Source organism: Paenibacillus sp. FSL H7-0940 (genome assembly GCF_037979415.1).
GTDB lineage: Bacteria > Bacillota > Bacilli > Paenibacillales > Paenibacillaceae > Paenibacillus > Paenibacillus amylolyticus.
Genome location: NZ_CP150280.1, coordinates 3,631,121 through 3,649,845 on the forward strand (window position 1 = coordinate 3,631,121; position 18,725 = coordinate 3,649,845).

The window sequence follows — 18,725 nt, forward strand, 5'->3', positions numbered from 1 at the left end:
GCTCCTGTTCCTGAAAATTCGGTTAGTCGTTTGCACACACGAACACCTTCAGGTAATATGCCACAGGAACGGCTAATGTATGTAAATCATTAACGATCGAAACGTTTATTTTCAGGTTGTGGCGGAGATTGATGGAACAATTCAAGTAAGGTCTGAGGTTTGCCACTGGAAGCAAGCCATTCCCTCACGGTCTGTATGGCACGGGTCTGTCCATCTCCCCGATCACGCCATGTAAGCAACTCGATAACTTTGATAATCAAGGCCGACATATTGTGATTATCCAGTTCGGACCGCTCTGCCCTCAGCTTGTGATACAAAGCCTCCTGCTCCCAATCCAGTAGAATCTCATCACCGATGGTTGGCTTCAAAAGTGTATACGCTCTGTCACAACCTTTACAACGAACCGTGCTGACCTGTTCATCTATAAATTCCGCTCGAATATCCTGCTGGCAATCCGGGCATTTAAATCCAACTTGTATGTTTTGTATGTTTTTGTTCATGACATTGTTCCTCCTGCAATGTGAGCATTTTGCATCATTCGATTCAAAATACTCTTTGGATATATGCATAATGCTTATGTATGTACTACATCTATACCCGATATTTTGTCGATTCACGCTTATTTTGAAGAAATATGTAAGGTGATATAATCTTGTAAATATGTTAAAATATTATACATATCATGGTAGGGAAAAGGCGGGATACTCATGTCGAAGGAAGAGCGCAACATAACCTGGCAATCATCCAGCATCAACAGACAAGACCGGGAGAAGCATAATGGGCACCGTAGTCGTGCCATATGGTTTACCGGGTTATCAGGTGCAGGAAAGTCATCCCTTGCATTTGCCCTGGAGCAGTATCTCTACGATCAAGGCGTACGCTGTTATGTTCTGGACGGGGATAATGTACGTCATGGACTGAACCGTGATCTCGGTTTTACAGCAGGGGATCGTCAAGAAAATCTGCGGCGAATTGGTGAAGTATCAAAGTTAATGGTAGATGCCGGGTTGTTTGTACTTTCGGCTTTTATCTCTCCTCATGAACAGGATCGGGAGATGGTCAGACAGTTATTTGAACCAGATGATTTCATTGAAATCTATGTGCGCTGTTCAATTCAAGAATGTGAGCGGCGTGATCCCAAGGGTCTATACAAAAAAGCACGCAATGGTGACATCCCGCATTTCACAGGCATTTCCGCCCCCTATGATGTACCCAAATCTCCTTCATTTATCATCGATACAGAGCAATGGTCCATTGAGGAAGCCGTGCAAGAGATCGTACAGCATTTGGAGCAGATCGGTGCTCTTCAACTGCCACTTCCTACGAAAACAGCCCTCGTTCATTAATTCTTGCTCATTATACTAACTACTTACATGAAAGGCGCGCCCATCGTGGCGCGCCTCTTTACGTTATGTCATAACCGACTTACTGCCCCACAACACCTGCTTGCATGTTCAAAAGTTTGCTGAACGTCCCTACCGGATCAGTAGATAACTGCTGGTACCCGCCCTCTTGAATCACCCGACCTTCATCAAGTACAATTACACGATCTGCCGTCCGAATCGTAGACAATCGGTGTGCAATCACAATAATGGTCACATGTCCTTTTAACCGTTCCAGCGCCTCATGAATGTACTGTTCATTCTCACTATCCAGCGCACTCGTTGCTTCATCCAGTACCAATACAGAAGGATTACGCAACATAGCCCGGGCAAGCACCAATCGCTGACGTTCGCCCCCGGATAGACGAATGCCCCGATCACCAATAATCGTATCCAGACCTTGAGGCAGCTTCCGTACAAATGCCGCAGAGGAGGAAAATTGCAAAGCCTGCCACATCTGTTCTTCACTTGCATTTGGATCAACCAGACGCAGATTCTCACGAATACTTGTGTGAAACAGGAATGGATCTTGGGAGACATATCCGATGGAACTTCGCCAGCTCAATAATCGTTCTTCTGACAGAGGAACACCGTCAATCAAAATACGACCAGTTTCAGGCCTCACAAGGCCCATAATCAGATCTATCAGCGTGCTTTTGCCTGCTCCGGATTTCCCCACAATTGCGGTCATACCCCTTGCTGGAATCGAAGATTGCACATTTCTCAATGAGTAAGCATCACTTCCCTCATAGCGATAGCAGACATCCTCACAGGTGATAGATCCCTTCAGTTCCATAGGTTGAATCCCATCAGTTCCAACGTCTCCTGCCGAAGCAATCTCTTCACTAATCTCACGACTCTTCGCCGTCTGCGCTTGTAATTCTCTGACTACCCGAAATGCAGGCAGCATGGAGCTGATGTACTCCAGATTGGACTGAATTGCCGTAAACCTTGGCCATAAGCGGGAAAAGATTAGGATGATGAGCAGCAGGCTTGCGGGTGGCACCGTCATTACACGGAGAGAAAGATAGATGAATGCCGCAATAATGATTGCCGCGGACATCCGGTGAATTAGCTGTGTTCCACTGTTCAATTGGCTAAATTGAATGACATTGCGTTCTATCTGTCTGCACATGCGCTCAAACCAGTTCATGTGGGAGCGCTCAAGCATGTTGCTCTTAATATCCTTAATGCCGTTGAAATGCTCGGTAATGCCGTTATAATAACTTTGCGAGAATTCAGAGGTCTGGTCCCCGATCTGCTTGGCGCGCTTGACGAATTTTCGTAAGACGATAAATAATACCAATCCACAGACCAGCACAAGTGCCGTCAGCTTGGCGGATAACCAGAAAGCAAGACCGATCTGAATGCCCGTAAAGATCAGAGAGGCTGCCATTTGCAGCATAATGCTCGTTCCCTGGCTCACACGTGCAAGTTCAGTCGTTAATATATGGTTAAAATCGGATTTTCGTTTTTGGAGAAAAAATGACCATTGCGCCATAATAATAGCACCATAGGTTTCCATGCGCAGCGTTCGTACAAATTGCTGTTGGATTCGAGTATTACGGATCGTCTGGAGACGCTGCATCCAGGCCTGTCCGGAGACAATCAACACAAAGGTGAACAATACGAGTAACAATTGGCTATTTTCAGAAAAACGATTCAGTACTTCGCCAATCCAGGGAATGTTTAAGCCTGTGGAGCCCATCTCAAATATGCCAATCAGACTCAGCATCGGAACAAGCATGTAGATACCGATCCCTTCCATGAGACTGATACAGATCATCCCTAGCAGATTCCAATATAAGATGGGCCCCGTGACATGATGCAACTTTCGCATGAAATACCTTAATTCCGAGATCATACTTTACCCCTTTCCGTCACCGTATACCTTTTAATTCGCCGCCAGAACCAGAGAAACGGACGTAACGGAAAGTATAGAAAAAACAAAGAACGTGGAAGTGGCAATTGATCCACATCCCATGTACTTGGATATAAACGTTCAATAAAGAAAAACCATTTCTGTTTTGTACTTCGAAGTTTAAACAAATACGATTGATAAGACTTCATATCAGCCGGACTTTCCAGCATGTCGTTCATGAACTTTGCGCCTTCGTTGGCTAATCGCTTGCCTGTACGGTCACTTAAGGACATCAAGGACCTGTACTCTACATCCAGCGGCGTATTCAACAGATCTGAGGCTAAGTGAAGAGCCTGCGAACCGATCGATAAACGCCCCTCCGCTTTCAGACGTCTCTCTAATTTCTTCACATCAAGTGGCATGCTGCGGATCATCTGGTCGATATCCAGTAACCAGCGCAGTCTGAACCAGCCGTGTCGTGCACCATGGGTTACGAGATAAGCCCATAGGTCTTCTTGTTCGAGCATACGGACAGGTGTCTGTGTGTATGAACTGAACCGGCTGCGTTTCCACAGCAATTCAAAATCGGTTTCTTTGCCCGAATCCGGGTTCAAGCGCCAATGGATCTCCACTTGAGTCCTTTTGACCGGATGGATGTAACAGATATGATGTTCCCGCCATTTCCAGCTGCGCACCGTAGGTGCCCGCTCCCCTTCCTTGGATACATATCCGAGGGTAGCCAGAATGCCTTCAGCCGCTTCCACATCATCAAACGGAATCAGGATATCCAGGTCTTTGGAGGTTCGCATCGATACATCGCCATAGAGATCATGGGCGAGCGCTGGTCCCTTTAGTGTAATATTGCGGATACCGCGTTCACGAAAAGCACCACACACCTGCTCCATTTCAGCTGTTAGATGTAACATGCGGAACGTATTGACCGTATATTGTTGTCTCAGACTCTCCATAACATCTGCAGGAATGATTGCAGAGTTGAATTCTTTCATTTTCACATAAAGGACAGAGTATAAACGGTGATGATAGACAAGCCGCAGAAAAAGTTGCCAATCGGTTCCTTGCAAACCCGCCTTGAGTTCTTCAGGGGATAGAGCCGTCAGATCACCTCTAATCATGCTCAAAATCAGCTTAAGCTCCTTCGGAAACCCTGATGAATAGAGTTCACTTTCATGTATCATAGACAATCTCCCCAGATCCCTTCTCCGGACACCGTTTGCCAAACACACCGACAACCGTATATTGGTCCATAGTATCAGCTCCGGTCACGATCAATTTACCACTTCGCAGCCAGGCATGAGCCATCATATGTCCTTGCTTATTCCGTGCAGTCCCCATATATAACGTACTCTCTATCTTGCGTCGCTCAAGCATCTTCATCCCGGCAATCGCCATTACAAGGCAGCGGCTTTCCCATAACGTATATTTGCTGGCGAGCGAAATTGCTTTGGAAATATTCCGTATAGTGATGACCTCGCTGCGTTCGAGTCCTGTCATCGGTGTTTCTACCATAGGCGTACCCAGCCCTGGCGCGATTTTAGCGAATGGCATAGCCTTCTGTATGCGTGCCCAGCCAAGGAGGATATAGGCCTCCCATACCAGTCGACGCATCGACCGCGGGAGCGAGAGATAAGCCTTTATTTTTCGCAACATGTTTCTACACTCCGCGAGTAACGTCGATTAAACCTTCACGGGACAGATGTTCCAGGAATTGCACCACCTGCTCACGACATACATCTGGCTCAATCTCATACTCCGCAGCAAGTACCTCAACAACTTCACCCAGCGTGCGTTCTTCTGCGATCAGGTCCCAGATTCGTCCACCGGTACTCCCGAGATTATAGTATTTTCCAGAGCTAATGCTCATCATGACTTTCTCACTGCCCATATCACTGACCAGATTGCCTTCCTTCCGGGTTACCCGGTCTTCCACATTCATCGGCGTAGTCGCTGTCATTGTCCTGTATGCACTCCTTTACGTATATGATCTGTGATCCGATCCACCATCTCAAATGCTGTAAACTCAGCACCCGTTCTGACCAATCTGCCAATCTCCACACTTGCTGAAAGTCTTGAAGCCGTCTCAAACAACCATTGTGCCAGCCCCTGTCTTGCAACGAGTCCACCACGGAACGTATGCGAGCATAACAGATGCAGTCGTTCTAGCCCCGTCACTTCCACCAGTTGAACAGATGTATGGTTTGCCTCCGGTTGTGGAGCAAGTTCGAATATTCCACCTAGTGGTACGGCCATCTCATGAAAATAGTGCTGAACAGGTATCGCATACTTTGTAATCTCCGCGTGAACCGTTGCATAATCCTGCTCCTTCATGCCGAAGCCGTCCAGACTGGGTTGCCATAACTTCTGTTGCGGGTAACCAGGTGATACAATAGCTCTTCCTCCGGCATCCCAGGTCAGTGCAACAACATCATCGGTGAGAAGCGGATATCCGCGTGATGCCAGTGCAGCCGACAACGTCGATTTGCCTGCTCCCGAATGTCCGACAAATGCGTAAGCCCAGCCATCAATAACCACTGCACTGCCATGCAATGGAAGGATGCCACGCTGCATCATAATGACCGCCATACAGGTGCCCAGGATGAATAATCTGACCTTTTTCTCATCCGCTCCTGGCTGAGGGGATACAACAATGCGCTTTCCTTGTTCCATTAGAAACAGACCTGTATCTTCGATTTTGAAAAAAAGACTGCCCTCTCGTGCCACAAAGTTGTCGTTGCCTACATCCCAACCCTCCCACAATAGGGTCAGATCTGAAGACTCGATGTGCACATCCACGACATCAAAATCAGTCTCTGCATCCTTGGGTGCGATCTGTAGTTCAGGCATTCGAATTTGACTCGACCAGCGCAGACCATACGCCACATAATGCACAGGCAACAATGAACGACGCCTCCTTCGTAATAAAATGTAAAAAAAGCCCTTATATTCATGTTGCTCAATATAAGGGCGGAGGCGAAAAGCTGGATTTGTTGCATTTCCGCCCTTTAAGTATGATGACACTTCATAAAACTAAACAACTTAGGAAGTTGGATCGTACAGATCCGCATCGTGAACCGTGATCCAGTCAATTTGTCTGTAGCCAGTACCGGCCATTGTTTGATTGACTTCCAACACTTCAAGAGCTGGTGCTTGCCATTCCTTTTTTTCCATTTGCATCGTATTCACCTCCTTTTCGCACTTCTAAGTATGATGGCATATGGTAAAGCTTTCTAACTAGTTCCGTAGAGATCCGCATCGTGAACCGTAACCCAGTCGATATGTTTGTAACCTGTGCCCGCCATTGTTTGGTTGACTTCCAATATTTCCAGTGCTGGTTCTTGCCATTCCTTTTTTTCCATTTGCATCGTATTCACCTCCTATCATGAGTCAATTGTAAGAAAAATCCGGGCCCACAGTTCACCGGGCTATATCAGAATTTCCGAATGAACCGATAGACGATCAGACTATGCATCATCAATCGCAGATCTGGATGTGAAGCAAGCTCTGGTCTCGGACTTGGAAAGTTGGCCAGGGCGGATTTGATACGCTCCGTGTTTAATATGCCAGCGACCTTGCTGTCAGAACACAAAGCACGTAACTCAGCGGTAAAGGCATCCCAATTCGGAATGATACGATGTAACCAATCTGCAGGCTGCACACCCCGTACCCGCTGATTCAGTCTGACCTTGTCAGGCAACTCCGGTGAAGTAGCCCGGCGAATCAATGAACGATCCGTCCCTTGTTTCACATATTGTTCAATCGGAACGGACAGACAGAACCGGATGACTCTGGCATCACTTGTCGGATCACGTTCCCAAGCGCGGTAACGCAGAGAACATTTCGTAGCTACAGCACCGTTTTTGTTGGCGATGGCCAGGTTATTGAATTTCTCGGCACGTACTTTGAGTGCATCAGCCTGGGCACCGCCCTGCAGAACAATAATGGATTTGAGTCTTTCCAGTACACCCGTTCTCTGCGCAAAGTCAGGATGGATCAATTGTACGGATGCGGCCTGGCTGGCTCCTTTGGACTGAGCCTTGAACCAATCCGGATATGCCTTTTTCCCGGTGATCTTGGCTATACGTGAGAAAGGCATGCCCGTTCGTTCACTATACTGCTGCATCTCACGGAACCAGCGGTACCAGCGGCCACTTTTCAGTAGACTGGCGTAATAATCCAGAGCCGGTCCCCAGGAGATGGTGAAATTACCACGTGCCCCTGTGAGCAGGATGCCTGCATCTTGCTGGCTCGCTTTTTCATAGAATCCGCGAATCCAGAATGAATTTTCAAAGTATTTATAGGGCATTTCCATAATGTCGAGCCAGGTATCTACTTCACTGAGTGGACTTCTGCCTTCAAAATCGAGGTAGTTCTCTGTGATATTGCCGACATGATTAATCGTGGAACGTATGAAGGGCCGTTCGTCTGCGAGCAACGTTTTCGACGTATAATCTGTGAAATCGGGTACGGGAACATAACTATAGGCCTGCAGCCGTTTGCCCTGACTTCTCAGTGTTCCGGAAGCAAAACCAACCACGGCTCCCGAGTCCAGTCCGCCACTTAATGCAGCAGCCACCTGTCTGTGCGTTCGCAATCGTGATCCAACCGCCTGCCCAAAGACCTCCCGAAACGCTTCTACATACTCGCCATCGGATTTAAGCCTTAGAGGTTCCACTTCATTCCAGCGATGATATTGCTTCAGCTCCAGTCTCCCATCCCGGAAGACAAGTGTATGTGCAGAAGGCAGCTGGCTTATTCCCCGATATACAGTTGAATTGATATCTGCTGAATCATGCATGTCAGGAATGGCAAGGAATTCGGACAGCCAGGTCTCATCAAGTTCTTTATGTACCCCTTCAAGCCCGAGCAACGGATTCATCAGTGTGCAGAAAGCAAAACGTGAACCATCATGTCGGTAATAAAAAGCTCTCATGCCTGTAATGTCTCTCGCTGCATACAGTTTTCGATTCCGCTCATCCCATATCGCGAATACAAAATCCCCCAGCAATCGGACGGCTACATCGTCTCCCCAGCGCTGATAGGCACGCAAGATCAATTCACTATCCGCCAACATAGCCAGTTCAGCTCTAGATATTTGTAATTGATCTGCCAGTTGTTCCCGGTTATCCAGAATGGCATCTGCCGTGATGGTCAGACCACTTTCCTCATCATATAAAGGCAACTTCTCGCTAACCGATTCTGGTGTAATCCATTGGGCATGACAGCTGAGGAACGCCTCATTGCCTTTCCACACTCCTGTTGTATCCGCAGGGACATGCCCCAGGCTTGCGTACAGACGCCAGCTGTCTTCCCATAGCGCCTGCTGACCATCGTTGTGAACAATTCCTGCTATGGCGCTCATGACTTGCCTCCCCGTAGAATCTTGCGCTGTGAAGCCCATGCGCTGATCTGATGACCAAATGGTACCCATGATTTGATACGCTGTATTTTGCTTTGAGCAGAAGCCAGCTGGACTTTCAAGCGTTCTCGCTCACTGTAACCCCGTTCCAGACGATGATCTGCTGCACGTAATGCGGCTTGCAGCTGTCTGATCGTTACCAGTGCAGCTAGCGTCGGGTCTGTCTTTTCCGGTTCTTCGACAACTGGGTCATTACGATTCCCAACCGGATCATGAACGACAGAATCTGCCGGTTGCATTCGGTATTGTGGTTGCCACTGGCAACCGGTCGCTGCTGTCAACTGATGCGTGATTCGGTCAATGACCTCTTGATCCGGACTTGCATCATAATGTACACCCGTCCATTGTTCGGCTTCTGCGAGCTGTTCACTGTATCCCATCTGGTGGAACAGATCTGCCCCCATCACACGGCAATACAGTTCAACTTCATGTCGTTCTAATATGTTTTTCCAGTTGTTAACAGAACCCTGATGTGCCTCTTGATGCGAAGAGAGGAAAGGATCACCCACGCCCATACTGTAGAACATGTCAGACTTGGCACTGTCCAGAAACTGTCCATACTGCTCCATTCCCTGTTCATATCGAATTCCCAGAAACGCACATAGTTTCTCAAGTTCTTCTTGCGGATTGGAAACCAATCGTTCATATTGCAATTCATACGCATTGGAGTGGGGTTTGGCAAAATAATCATTCAAGCGGAGCATCCCAAGTGTGAGATCTACGGATTTCATATTTAATTTGGGACTCTGCAGACTATGAATCAGGTCGAATCCTTCTCCTGTATGGCGGTTTACCTTTTTGAATGATGCTGCTACGGCCAGAGGATTACGCTGGAGATGAATGCGCTTGGACTGTGGGAACAGACGATCCAGCCATTCCAGCATGTAATAATAACGCGGAGATTTATCAACGACGAAGTCTGCTCCGCTCCCCTCCAGGAATCCATTGTAGATTTCAAGAGCAAAACTGTTGCACGCCTTCTCGAAGACATCCTCAGATACCATGGCATTGTAGAACTGGCGCATGATGGAGCTGCCACCGTAAGCACGTGAATCAGCCTTGGGTAAATCGACAAGATTCATCAGAAACCACATTTCCTGGGTGGCAAATATACGACTATGATTTTGCAGCATTACGGTGGATAAGGAACTACCACTACGGGGAACACATAGTAAGAAAACAAGTCCGTTACCTTGAGCATCGATCAATGGCAGCCTCTCCTCTGTTCATTAGTATAAATGTGTAGCTGGGATAGACCAGACTCTACCTTTGTGTTTGGCAAAACGAGTAATATGCACGCTATAGGTCAGCATTTTGCAATATTCCGTCGGAAGTTCACCCGGGAATGAAGCAAAACACATGATTACATTCGACAACTCTCAGATACAATATGTATTTATAGTTTTACTCTATGATACAAAATGTATCATGTCAATCTTTTATTTTCACCTTTTCATAAATTGATACTCTTTCACTGTATTCTGCTGTCTGTCATTTAAGCACTTATTCATGGATCAATTATGTTCTGATTGCACAAACGCGAATAAGCTCCAGACATGTTCTGTGAGGAACAATGCCTGAAGCCATACGTAATCCGTTGAGAAACTTAATATGAAAACGGGTGAACAACCATCAGGTAAACCTTACATTCGAACTTTTCCCAGGAGCTCCGACGCTCCCATTTCGCTCTTCTTCCTGATCTGCCCGTGTAACATCCTGCATCCCCCTCTGTACCTTCACGGTTAACAATACAGCAATGCCCGCGATGAAAAAGAAGATCAGCGACAGAATGCCCCAACGCGTGGAACCCGTGATCTGCCCAACATAACCAAACACAAATGGACCAAAGATTGAAGAGAATTTGCCTGTAATATTCACAAAACCAAAATACTCTCCTGTTCTGCCTGCTGGCATCAGATTGCTAAACAGGGAACGCGCTGTGGATTGACTCACACCCTGCACGACACCAACCAGCCCGGCGAGCACATAGAAGTGGATCGCTTGTGTCATGAAATAACCGAGAATCACAATACATATGTAGACCGATAAGCTAACGATTAATACCTGCTTTGCTCCCCAACGCTGTGCCCATGCTCCCAGTAACAATGTACACGGGAACCCGATGAACTGGGTTAACAGTAGCGCGAGCATCAGGTCGGCTGTGCCTATGCCTATACTTGTCCCATAGATCGTAGCCATTAGAATGATGGTATTAATGCCGTCATTAAAAAACCAGAAAGCCACCAACATGCGGATTAACTGGGGAAAACGCCGCATCTGACGAAAGGTTTGCCGCAGTCTGCGCACGCCCACCGCAGCATACCCTGTCCACGTTCCGGGCAGCTCCGGTGATGCAGGCCGTCTCGGAGCATGGCGGAAGATCGGTATCGAGAACAGCAACCACCACAACGAGACGGAGATAAAAGCAAGTCTTGTGCCTGCCAGTGTACTGCTCATCCCGAACCAGCCCGGTTGCTGAATCATCAGCAGGTTCACCGCAAGCAGCAAACCTCCTCCAATATAACCATAGGCATAACCTTTGGAGGATATCATGTCTCTTCGTTCCACAGGTACCAGATCTGGCAGCATTGCATCGTAAAAGGTATTACCACCTGCAAAACCAATCGTAGATATGACCAGCAACGCGGAAGCAAGGAACCAGTCCCCTTCACCGATTGCGCTGAATCCCAATGTGGCAAGGACGCCTATAATTGCAAATACACGCAGGAAGTCGCCCTTCCGTCCTGACAAATCAGCTAGCGTGCCTAGCAACGGTGTTAGCAGAGCTACGCACAACATGCCAATGGAGTGTGTATAGGCCAGGTAGGAGGCGGCGGTGTCCGTATCCAGTGTTGCTGCAGCCACCGAAGCATAGAATACAGGCAGTACTGCGGCCAGTACTGTTGTTGCATAAGCCGAGTTGGCCCAATCATACATAATCCAAGCCTTGATCGCCTTTTTATTCACATAAATCCTTCCTTTACATGCATCTCTATATTAGTGCGAGTTCAACAAGTCTAAGTGGACTTTTTGAACAACCTCTATTAGATGCCAGATCGATGTCTTTCTCCTATTGTAAAGGAAGGATATCACACTTGTTCACTATTTCTGTAAAAAATGGTGCAGTTCTGTTCTTACGACTCACCTTACCTCTGAGGTGAACTTGCGTAATTGTATCATTTTATATCCACTCTCATCACATATCGTCCTCGCCCGTGAATATACTTAATTACCGACAGGCCAAACTGTGCCGCGTAATCAATGGGGGGTGCCTACATGTCAAATTCACACCAGCCTTACTCGTTCGTTGTGTCGAAGGAAGATTGGTCGCTTCACCGCAAAGGGTACCAGGACCAACAGCGCCATCAGCAAAAGGTGAAAGATGTCATCAAGCAGAATCTGCCTGATCTGATTACGGAAGAAAACATCATCATGTCTGATGGAAAACAAATCATCAAGGTACCAATCCGCAGTCTGGATGAGTACCGTTTTGTGTATAACTACCAGAAGCAAAAACATGTCGGTCAAGGAGACGGTGACAGTCAGGTCGGAGACGTCATCGGTCGGGATCCCTCTGCTTCGCAGAAACCCGGCAAAGGAGAAAAAGCTGGTGATCAGCCTGGTCATGATATTGTGGAAGCCGAAGTTAGTATTGAGGAATTGGAAGATATGCTCTTCGCTGAGCTGGAATTACCCGATCTGAAGCAGAAAGACAAAGACCTGATTGAGACACATACGGTAGTTTTCAACGATATTCGCAAAAAAGGCATGCAGTCCAATATTGACAAGAAACGTACCATTCTGGAGAATCTGCGTCGCAATGCAACGACTGGTAACCCAGGCATCCACCACATCAGTCCAGACGACCTGCGCTACAAGACATGGGAAGACAAAATCATTCCACAATCCAATGCCGTTATCATTGCCATGATGGATACATCCGGGTCCATGGGTTCGTTTGAGAAATACTGCGCGCGCAGCTTTTTCTTCTGGATGACCCGTTTTCTACGCCGTCAGTATGAGAAAGTTGAGATTGTTTTCCTCGCCCATCATACGGAAGCCAAGGAAGTAACCGAAGAAGAGTTCTTTACCCGTGGCGAGAGCGGAGGCACCATCTGCTCCTCTGTATATATGAAGGCACTGGATATTATTGACAGTAGGTATCCACCTTCCAGCTACAACATCTACCCTTTTCACTTCTCTGACGGGGATAATCTGACCTCGGATAACGAACGGTGTGTGAAGCTGATCGGCGAGTTAATGAAACGTAGCAATATGTTTGGATACGGCGAAGTGAATCAGTACAACCGCAGCAGCACACTGATGTCGGCTTACCGTCATATCAAGATGGATCAGTTCATGTATTATGTGATCAAAGAAAAAGGCGAAGTGTACAAAGCTTTGCGCAGCTTTTTCCAGAAACGGGAAGGAGGCAGCGTTAGATGACAGATGAGATCCGCGACCTAGAATACGCTATTGCCGAGATTATGGAGATTGCCAATGGTTTTGGTCTGGACTATTACCCCATGCGGTACGAAATCTGCCCATCGGATATTATTTATACATTTGGAGCCTACGGCATGCCGACCAGATTCAGCCACTGGAGCTTTGGCAAAACATTTCATAAGATGAAAATGCAATACGATTTTGGACTCAGCAAAATTTATGAGCTTGTCATCAACTCCAACCCTTGTTATGCCTTCTTGCTGGATGGAAATTCCCTGATTCAGAACAAATTGATCGTAGCCCACGTATTGGCACACTGCGATTTTTTCAAAAACAATGCCCGCTTCTCTAAATCCAACCGTAATATGGTCGAAAGCATGGCCGCTACGGCGGATCGGATCAGCAATTATGAGATGGAATACGGAACGGAAGCGGTTGAAGCATTTATCGATGCCGTGATCGCAATTCAGGAACATGTGGACCCACAGCTGATTAAACCCCGGCATTTGGACAAACAACGCTACATGGAGATGAAAATGCGGGAGCAGCGCGGTGAGAAAAAACCACGGCCGGAAGGCCGCTATGATGATCTGTGGTCACTTGATGACGTGCAGACCGAAGAAGCACCCGCTGAAGGTATTCAGGTTCATCATTTTCCGCCTGAACCGGAGAAGGATGTCATGTGGTTTATTCAGGAATTCTCGGAAGTGTTGACCGACTGGCAACGGGATATCATGAGTATGATGCGTGAAGAGATGTTATATTTCTGGCCACAGATGGAAACCAAAATCATGAACGAAGGCTGGGCATCCTACTGGCATCAACGCATTATCCGTGAACTTGATCTGAACAGTGAGGATACGATCGAATTTGCCAAACTCAACTCCTCCGTGGTGCAGCCATCCAAACAAAGTCTGAATCCATATTATTTGGGACTGAAGATCTTTGAGGATATTGAACGGCGCTGGGATAACCCAACCCGTGAAGAACAGGAACGTTGGGGCCGCAAACCAGGCCAAGGTCGTGCCAAAATGTTCGAGGTGCGTGAATTCGATTCCGATACCTCCTTTATCCGCAATTACATGACCAAGCAATTAACTGAGGATCTGGACCTCTACGTATTTGAGAAAAAAGGCCCGGACTGGAAAATCACCGACAAGTCCTGGGAGAACATACGGGATCAGCTCGTATTTTCACGTGTCAACGGTGGCTCCCCTTACTTGGTCGTGCAAGATGCTGATTATCTGCGGACAGGGGAACTCGTGCTCAAGCATCAATATGAAGGCATTGAGTTGGATCTGAAATATATGGAACGCACTCTGCCTTATCTGTATCGCCTCTGGGGACGTACCGTGCATGTGGAGACACGTGTCGAGGATAAACCGATCTGGTTTACGTATGATGGCAAGAAACACCACCGCAAGTTTATGTAAGGTTTTCGATTATCATTATAGGAAACGAAAATATAAATGTGCTTATCATGGATGAGTTTAATGATTAATAAAAGATAAGACATAAAAAAAGCGGCAAGTCCCCGACATACACGGGGACTTGCCGCTTGGCATTTCATAATTAATATTTAAAATTACGTTTCATTGCACCATGCTTAAATGAAGTGATTACATATCGCTCACCGTTGTCCAACAGCTTGTAAGATACAACGTATCGATCCACGAAACAGTAGTACGTGTTGCGGTACTCACGAGACGGCAACATTGTTCCCATAGTAACGATCTTCTCTTCAACACGGCGAATGAGATTCATTTTGTATTCCATCGTTTCTTGATCTGTAAAATGTTCGCTTTTGATCTGGCGAAGTCGGTTCATTGCCGTGGCGGTCCATTGAACCATCAATTACAGCTCACCACGCTTCACCAGTTCAATCAAGTCATCTGTTGAATACAGCTTGCCTTGTTTTATGTCTTTCTCAGAAGCTTCAATCATTTGCCGTATCTCCGGATCGGAGTCTAGCTCATCCACCGGGTTATAGACTTCATATTCCAGACCGGCAATACGAATGAATTCCTTATGATCCTTCTCATAGGATTCAATGACAGTGCCATCAGGAGCCTTAAGACTAAAGTTCATCCTTCGCAACCTCCTTTGATGATATCGCTAAATTTGGTGAATCATACTTTTACCTGAATTATAGCATACAACTAGGTGACATCTCAGCCCAGCCATGAAACCATTACTTTTTGTCGATTACATTTGCGGAACAGGATTCAGCACTATAACACGTTCACTCTTAGTCTCCAAATGTTCCAACCATAACTCCACCAACTGTGTGCCATTAATCAGATCGATATCCAATCCTTCAGCATAGTTACGGGCGTTACTCGTAAAGTCGCTCGTCGTTATCACATAACCACCAATAGCATCTTGCTTAACCATCTGAGAGTGAATTATCGCAATCGGACCAAAACCGACTAAATTCATATCGTTATAACATTTCACTTGACCTAGGTATAGTCCTTCGTCAGTTTGCTCTTCAATATCGATGCCGAAGTCTCCTGAGCTCTTCGTCACGTATGTGTTACCGCCTCGAACAGATGACATGATCTCTGCTACAAAACGTTCGAACAATAATGGATTTTCTTCTTTCTCCTCTTCCAGGTCTCGTTTAAAGCGGTTATACAAACCGATTCGAAGAGTCTCCTTCATATGTTTATGCACTGACAAAGTATCAGAGGCATCACTGCTGTACTCATCTAACATTTGTTTTTGTTTGTAACACAGATAAACAAGGTAGCACGAAAAAATAAGCAGCATAGTGAATAACATGGTCATTTATTGTCACTCCTTTGTATTTCCATCATATCCAACGCTTTGTCGTTTCAATCAATTTGTCTCTTGTCGGGATGATACCAGATAACCCCTATCAGAATTGGAGGGAACTCATCTGACATCCTCCGATTTAATTTAACTAAAATGCTTTTTTTTCGGAATATATAATGAATTTTCTTAAATATTGGATCTAACTTTTCCTCAAAAGTATAACTGACTAACATAAGAAATAAAAAAGCAGCAAGTTCCCGACATACACGGGGACTTGCTGCTTGGCATACATAAAATTAGGATGGTGCCGGTGGTGTACCATTACCCTGCAATCGCAGCGGCACAAAAAAATCATGCTCCACTTCACTTGCCGGCAGTGGGCGACTGAAATAATAGCCCTGAATCTCCCGGCAATCATTCTGCATCAGTATATCCAGTTGGCCTTTCGTCTCAATGCCTTCCGCAATGACTTCCATCTTGAGATTCTGTGCCATCGATATAATGGTCGCCACAATGGCTTGATCGCTGTGACTCTCTGTAATGTCCGTCACAAACGAACGATCAATCTTGAGCTTGTGAATCGGGAAATGCTTCAGATAACTGAGTGAACTGTATCCCGTACCAAAATCATCCAGGCTGATCTTGACACCCAGTGCTGTCAGTTCATTCAGGATCGCCGTGGATACGGCTGCATCCATCATCATGCTCTCTGTTATTTCCAGCTCCAGATATCGAGCATCCAGCCCTGTCTCCAAGAGTGCATTCTTGACCTGTTCTACCAAGTTGGATTGGTGGAACTGCTGGCTGGACAAGTTAACCGATACCGGAATGAGTGGTCCGCCACTGGCATGCCAGAGTTTCATCTGCCTGCATGCTTCCCGGAGCGTCCAATTGCCAATCTCATAGATCATGCCTGTCTCTTCTGCAAGCGGGATAAACACATTGGGTGCGAGCAGACCTTTGAGTGGATGGTTCCAACGTATAAGAGCCTCCACACCAATCATGCGGCTATCCTCAGTACGAATCTGTGGTTGATAGTACAGGACCATCTCATCGCGTTCCAAAGCTTTACGAAGATAACCCTCCAACTCAATACGTTCATATAGTTCCGAATCCAGTTGGGCAGTGTAGAATTGGAAACCATTTTTGCCGTTTTTCTTCACTTCATACATGGCGGAGTCCGCATGTTTCAACAAAGCATCCACGCCCACTCCATGATCCGGATACATCGCAATTCCAATGCTGGCGGTTACGTAAAAGTCATTCTCCTTCAGTCGATAAGGTAACTGAATGGCTTCAACAATCTGTTTTGCAAGTTCTGCCACTCTTACTTCTGTCGCTTGACCCTGGGTCACAACGAGTGTGAACTCGTCCCCGCCCATCCGGGCCAGCATGACATTCTCCATAGCCAAGGGATCAGAAGCTTCTATGGCTTTCATGATCCGGTTGCTCACTTCTCTTAGAAATACATCTCCAATGGAATGTCCCAGCGAGTCATTAATCATCTTGAAACGATCTATATCCATCACCATAACGGCAAAAGAGTTCCCTTTTTCTGCTGAATCGTTAATCGTACAAGCCAGCACATCATCCAACTTGCGCCGATTGGGCAGCCCCGTCAACGGATCATGCAAAGCTTGGTGACGAATCTTCTCCTGAGCCTGCTTCTCCTCCGTTACGTCTTTGATCAAAATGTGACTTCCCACATGTCTGCCATCAATGACAACAGGAACTACAACAATACTAAGGTCCAGAAGTTCACCCTGTACATCTCTCATTTTGGCCATGTAGTGCGCCTGCTCCAGCCCATGATCATCCCAATCGATGGAATCAAATTCACTTATCCACTCTATATCGATTTGCTGAGCGATCTCATCAATGGAACGATCCATGACCTCTTTTTCAGGATATCCGGTGATTGTTGTTACAGCAGCATTAATCCCTTTAACAATACCTTCCTTGTTCACTGAAATAATAGCATCCGAATGGTTATGATACAGGGCCTGATACCATTGCTCATTCTCATGAATCCGTCGATCTTTCTGTGACATTCGCTGATTGATAAATATGCCAAACAACGTCAAACCCAAAGCAATAAATGTGCCCGATGCGATCAAGTAGGCGAGAATACCTGGCTCAATCTGCATACCTGAACTTACCATCGAGCCATGTGAATGATGGAAATGTGCCGCTGACATCCCGGTATAATGCATGCCAGAGATTCCAATACCCATAATGAGACCGCTGCCCATCTTGTAAACCCAAGTATGTCTTGATTGATGATAACGGAAGAAAAACATGAGCCACAATGCCGCAAATGAAGCAAGCGCTGCAATCAGAATAGATAACACCACTCTGCCTGGTTCATACGTAACCGGAATTGACATCGCTGCCATTCCCACATAATGCATCGAGCTGATCCCCGCGGTCATCAGTACTCCAGCAATCATGAGTTTGCTTATCCTGCCCGATTGTCTACCCGCAATGTTCAAGGCCACCCCCGATGCGACAATAGCAAGTAGAACAGATAAAACAACCTTACCGGTGGAATAGGAGACTTGCGTAGGCAGAACAAAAGCCAGCATACCTACGAAATGCATGGACCAGATTCCCAGCCCCATCGATACTGCACCGCAGGTAAGCCATACATTCCGCGCCATCCCGCTAGCCTGACTTACACGGCCTGCAAGGTCAAGGGCAGCGTATGAAGCTAACGATGCAATAATATAGGATAAAATAACAAGTTCTAAGTTGTACGTGCCATGTAGGTGCTCCACTCACTCTGTCCTTTCAACCGGGAAATGCCTTGTATGTATGCAAAAAT

Annotated in this window: 18 protein-coding genes; 3 read left to right on the forward strand and 15 right to left on the reverse strand. The window is 46.6% G+C overall.

Features of this window, described 5'->3' with window-relative positions; all coding sequences use genetic code 11:
* Positions 1-89: 89 nt before the first annotated feature.
* Positions 90-500 carry a hypothetical protein gene (locus tag MHB71_RS15910; protein WP_036609973.1) on the reverse strand — a complete coding sequence of 137 codons (411 nt, stop codon included), beginning with the start codon at positions 498-500 and terminating at the stop codon, positions 90-92.
* Positions 501-707: 207 nt separating this feature from the next.
* Between MHB71_RS15910 and cysC the strand changes: the two genes are divergently transcribed.
* On the forward strand, positions 708-1,346 hold the full coding sequence (cysC, locus tag MHB71_RS15915; protein ID WP_076318331.1) for an adenylyl-sulfate kinase: 639 nt from the start codon (positions 708-710) through the stop codon (positions 1,344-1,346).
* A 79-nt stretch (positions 1,347-1,425) separates the two neighbouring features.
* On the opposite strand, the gene MHB71_RS15920 is transcribed toward cysC, so the two are convergent.
* From MHB71_RS15920 to MHB71_RS15965, 10 genes are all read right to left on the reverse strand, one after another.
* Complete coding sequence (locus MHB71_RS15920; RefSeq protein ID WP_179088658.1) at positions 1,426-3,243, reverse strand: ABC transporter ATP-binding protein; 1,818 nt, start codon at positions 3,241-3,243, stop codon at positions 1,426-1,428.
* Positions 3,243-4,376, reverse strand: a complete 1,134-nt coding sequence (locus MHB71_RS15925; RefSeq protein ID WP_256721285.1) for a nucleotidyltransferase family protein — start codon at positions 4,374-4,376, stop codon at positions 3,243-3,245. The genes MHB71_RS15920 and MHB71_RS15925 overlap by 1 nt, the downstream gene beginning before the upstream one ends.
* Positions 4,377-4,428: 52 nt before the next feature.
* Complete coding sequence (locus tag MHB71_RS15930; RefSeq protein WP_017689559.1) at positions 4,429-4,911, reverse strand: lasso peptide biosynthesis B2 protein; 483 nt, start codon at positions 4,909-4,911, stop codon at positions 4,429-4,431.
* Positions 4,912-4,915: 4 nt separating this feature from the next.
* Positions 4,916-5,215, reverse strand: a complete 300-nt coding sequence (locus MHB71_RS15935) for a lasso peptide biosynthesis PqqD family chaperone (protein ID WP_017689560.1) — start codon at positions 5,213-5,215, stop codon at positions 4,916-4,918.
* A complete protein-coding gene (locus MHB71_RS15940; protein ID WP_053061507.1) occupies positions 5,212-6,159 on the reverse strand; it encodes a hypothetical protein in 948 nt (315 codons plus the stop codon). The genes MHB71_RS15935 and MHB71_RS15940 overlap by 4 nt, the downstream gene beginning before the upstream one ends.
* Before the next feature lie 138 nt (positions 6,160-6,297).
* Positions 6,298-6,435 carry a paeninodin family lasso peptide gene (locus MHB71_RS15945; RefSeq protein ID WP_174806426.1) on the reverse strand — a complete coding sequence of 46 codons (138 nt, stop codon included), beginning with the start codon at positions 6,433-6,435 and terminating at the stop codon, positions 6,298-6,300.
* A gap of 53 nt (positions 6,436-6,488) precedes the next feature.
* Positions 6,489-6,623 carry a paeninodin family lasso peptide gene (locus tag MHB71_RS15950; RefSeq protein WP_179088635.1) on the reverse strand — a complete coding sequence of 45 codons (135 nt, stop codon included), beginning with the start codon at positions 6,621-6,623 and terminating at the stop codon, positions 6,489-6,491.
* 65 nt (positions 6,624-6,688) lie between these two features.
* Entirely contained in the window at positions 6,689-8,620 is a 1,932-nt protein-coding gene (locus MHB71_RS15955) for an asparagine synthase-related protein (RefSeq protein WP_036609989.1), read from the reverse strand.
* Positions 8,617-9,885, reverse strand: a complete 1,269-nt coding sequence (locus MHB71_RS15960) for a sulfotransferase (protein ID WP_076318328.1) — start codon at positions 9,883-9,885, stop codon at positions 8,617-8,619. Before MHB71_RS15960 ends, MHB71_RS15955 begins: the two co-directional genes overlap by 4 nt.
* Positions 9,886-10,309: 424 nt before the next feature.
* Entirely contained in the window at positions 10,310-11,644 is a 1,335-nt protein-coding gene (locus tag MHB71_RS15965) for an MFS transporter (protein WP_076318327.1), read from the reverse strand.
* Positions 11,645-11,953: 309 nt separating this feature from the next.
* Between MHB71_RS15965 and yhbH the strand changes: the two genes are divergently transcribed.
* Together yhbH and MHB71_RS15975 are read left to right on the forward strand one after the other, a co-directional pair.
* A complete protein-coding gene (yhbH, locus tag MHB71_RS15970; protein WP_076318326.1) occupies positions 11,954-13,123 on the forward strand; it encodes a sporulation protein YhbH in 1,170 nt (389 codons plus the stop codon).
* On the forward strand, positions 13,120-14,556 hold the full coding sequence (locus tag MHB71_RS15975; RefSeq protein WP_076252399.1) for a SpoVR family protein: 1,437 nt from the start codon (positions 13,120-13,122) through the stop codon (positions 14,554-14,556). Before yhbH ends, MHB71_RS15975 begins: the two co-directional genes overlap by 4 nt.
* A gap of 139 nt (positions 14,557-14,695) precedes the next feature.
* On the opposite strand, the gene MHB71_RS15980 is transcribed toward MHB71_RS15975, so the two are convergent.
* The 4 genes from MHB71_RS15980 to MHB71_RS15995 form a co-directional block, all read right to left on the reverse strand.
* Complete coding sequence (locus MHB71_RS15980) at positions 14,696-14,974, reverse strand: type II toxin-antitoxin system RelE/ParE family toxin (protein WP_047842291.1); 279 nt, start codon at positions 14,972-14,974, stop codon at positions 14,696-14,698.
* 3 nt (positions 14,975-14,977) lie between these two features.
* On the reverse strand, positions 14,978-15,211 hold the full coding sequence (locus MHB71_RS15985) for a hypothetical protein (protein ID WP_047842290.1): 234 nt from the start codon (positions 15,209-15,211) through the stop codon (positions 14,978-14,980).
* Between the two features lie 117 nt (positions 15,212-15,328).
* Entirely contained in the window at positions 15,329-15,913 is a 585-nt protein-coding gene (locus tag MHB71_RS15990; protein ID WP_076318325.1) for a restriction endonuclease, read from the reverse strand.
* A gap of 284 nt (positions 15,914-16,197) precedes the next feature.
* Complete coding sequence (locus MHB71_RS15995; protein ID WP_036610003.1) at positions 16,198-18,678, reverse strand: EAL domain-containing protein; 2,481 nt, start codon at positions 18,676-18,678, stop codon at positions 16,198-16,200.
* Positions 18,679-18,725 lie beyond the last annotated feature (47 nt).

Excerpts from the sequence above, each read along its gene's own strand:
- MHB71_RS15955 (WP_036609989.1), bottom strand. The coding sequence starts at position 8,620 with ATGAGCGCCATAGCAGGAATTGTTCACAACGATGGTCAGCAGGCGCTA.
- yhbH (WP_076318326.1), top strand. The coding sequence starts at position 11,954 with ATGTCAAATTCACACCAGCCTTACTCGTTCGTTGTGTCGAAGGAAGAT.
- MHB71_RS15985 (WP_047842290.1), bottom strand. The coding sequence starts at position 15,211 with ATGAACTTTAGTCTTAAGGCTCCTGATGGCACTGTCATTGAATCCTAT.
- MHB71_RS15925 (WP_256721285.1), bottom strand. The coding sequence starts at position 4,376 with ATGATTAGAGGTGATCTGACGGCTCTATCCCCTGAAGAACTCAAGGCG.
- MHB71_RS15980 (WP_047842291.1), bottom strand. The coding sequence starts at position 14,974 with ATGGTTCAATGGACCGCCACGGCAATGAACCGACTTCGCCAGATCAAA.
- MHB71_RS15990 (WP_076318325.1), bottom strand. The coding sequence starts at position 15,913 with ATGACCATGTTATTCACTATGCTGCTTATTTTTTCGTGCTACCTTGTT.
- MHB71_RS15910 (WP_036609973.1), bottom strand. The coding sequence starts at position 500 with ATGAACAAAAACATACAAAACATACAAGTTGGATTTAAATGCCCGGAT.
- MHB71_RS15975 (WP_076252399.1), top strand. The coding sequence starts at position 13,120 with ATGACAGATGAGATCCGCGACCTAGAATACGCTATTGCCGAGATTATG.
- MHB71_RS15945 (WP_174806426.1), bottom strand. The coding sequence starts at position 6,435 with ATGCAAATGGAAAAAAAGGAATGGCAAGCACCAGCTCTTGAAGTGTTG.
- MHB71_RS15950 (WP_179088635.1), bottom strand. The coding sequence starts at position 6,623 with ATGCAAATGGAAAAAAAGGAATGGCAAGAACCAGCACTGGAAATATTG.
- MHB71_RS15930 (WP_017689559.1), bottom strand. The coding sequence starts at position 4,911 with ATGTTGCGAAAAATAAAGGCTTATCTCTCGCTCCCGCGGTCGATGCGT.
- MHB71_RS15935 (WP_017689560.1), bottom strand. The coding sequence starts at position 5,215 with ATGACAGCGACTACGCCGATGAATGTGGAAGACCGGGTAACCCGGAAG.
- cysC (WP_076318331.1), top strand. The coding sequence starts at position 708 with ATGTCGAAGGAAGAGCGCAACATAACCTGGCAATCATCCAGCATCAAC.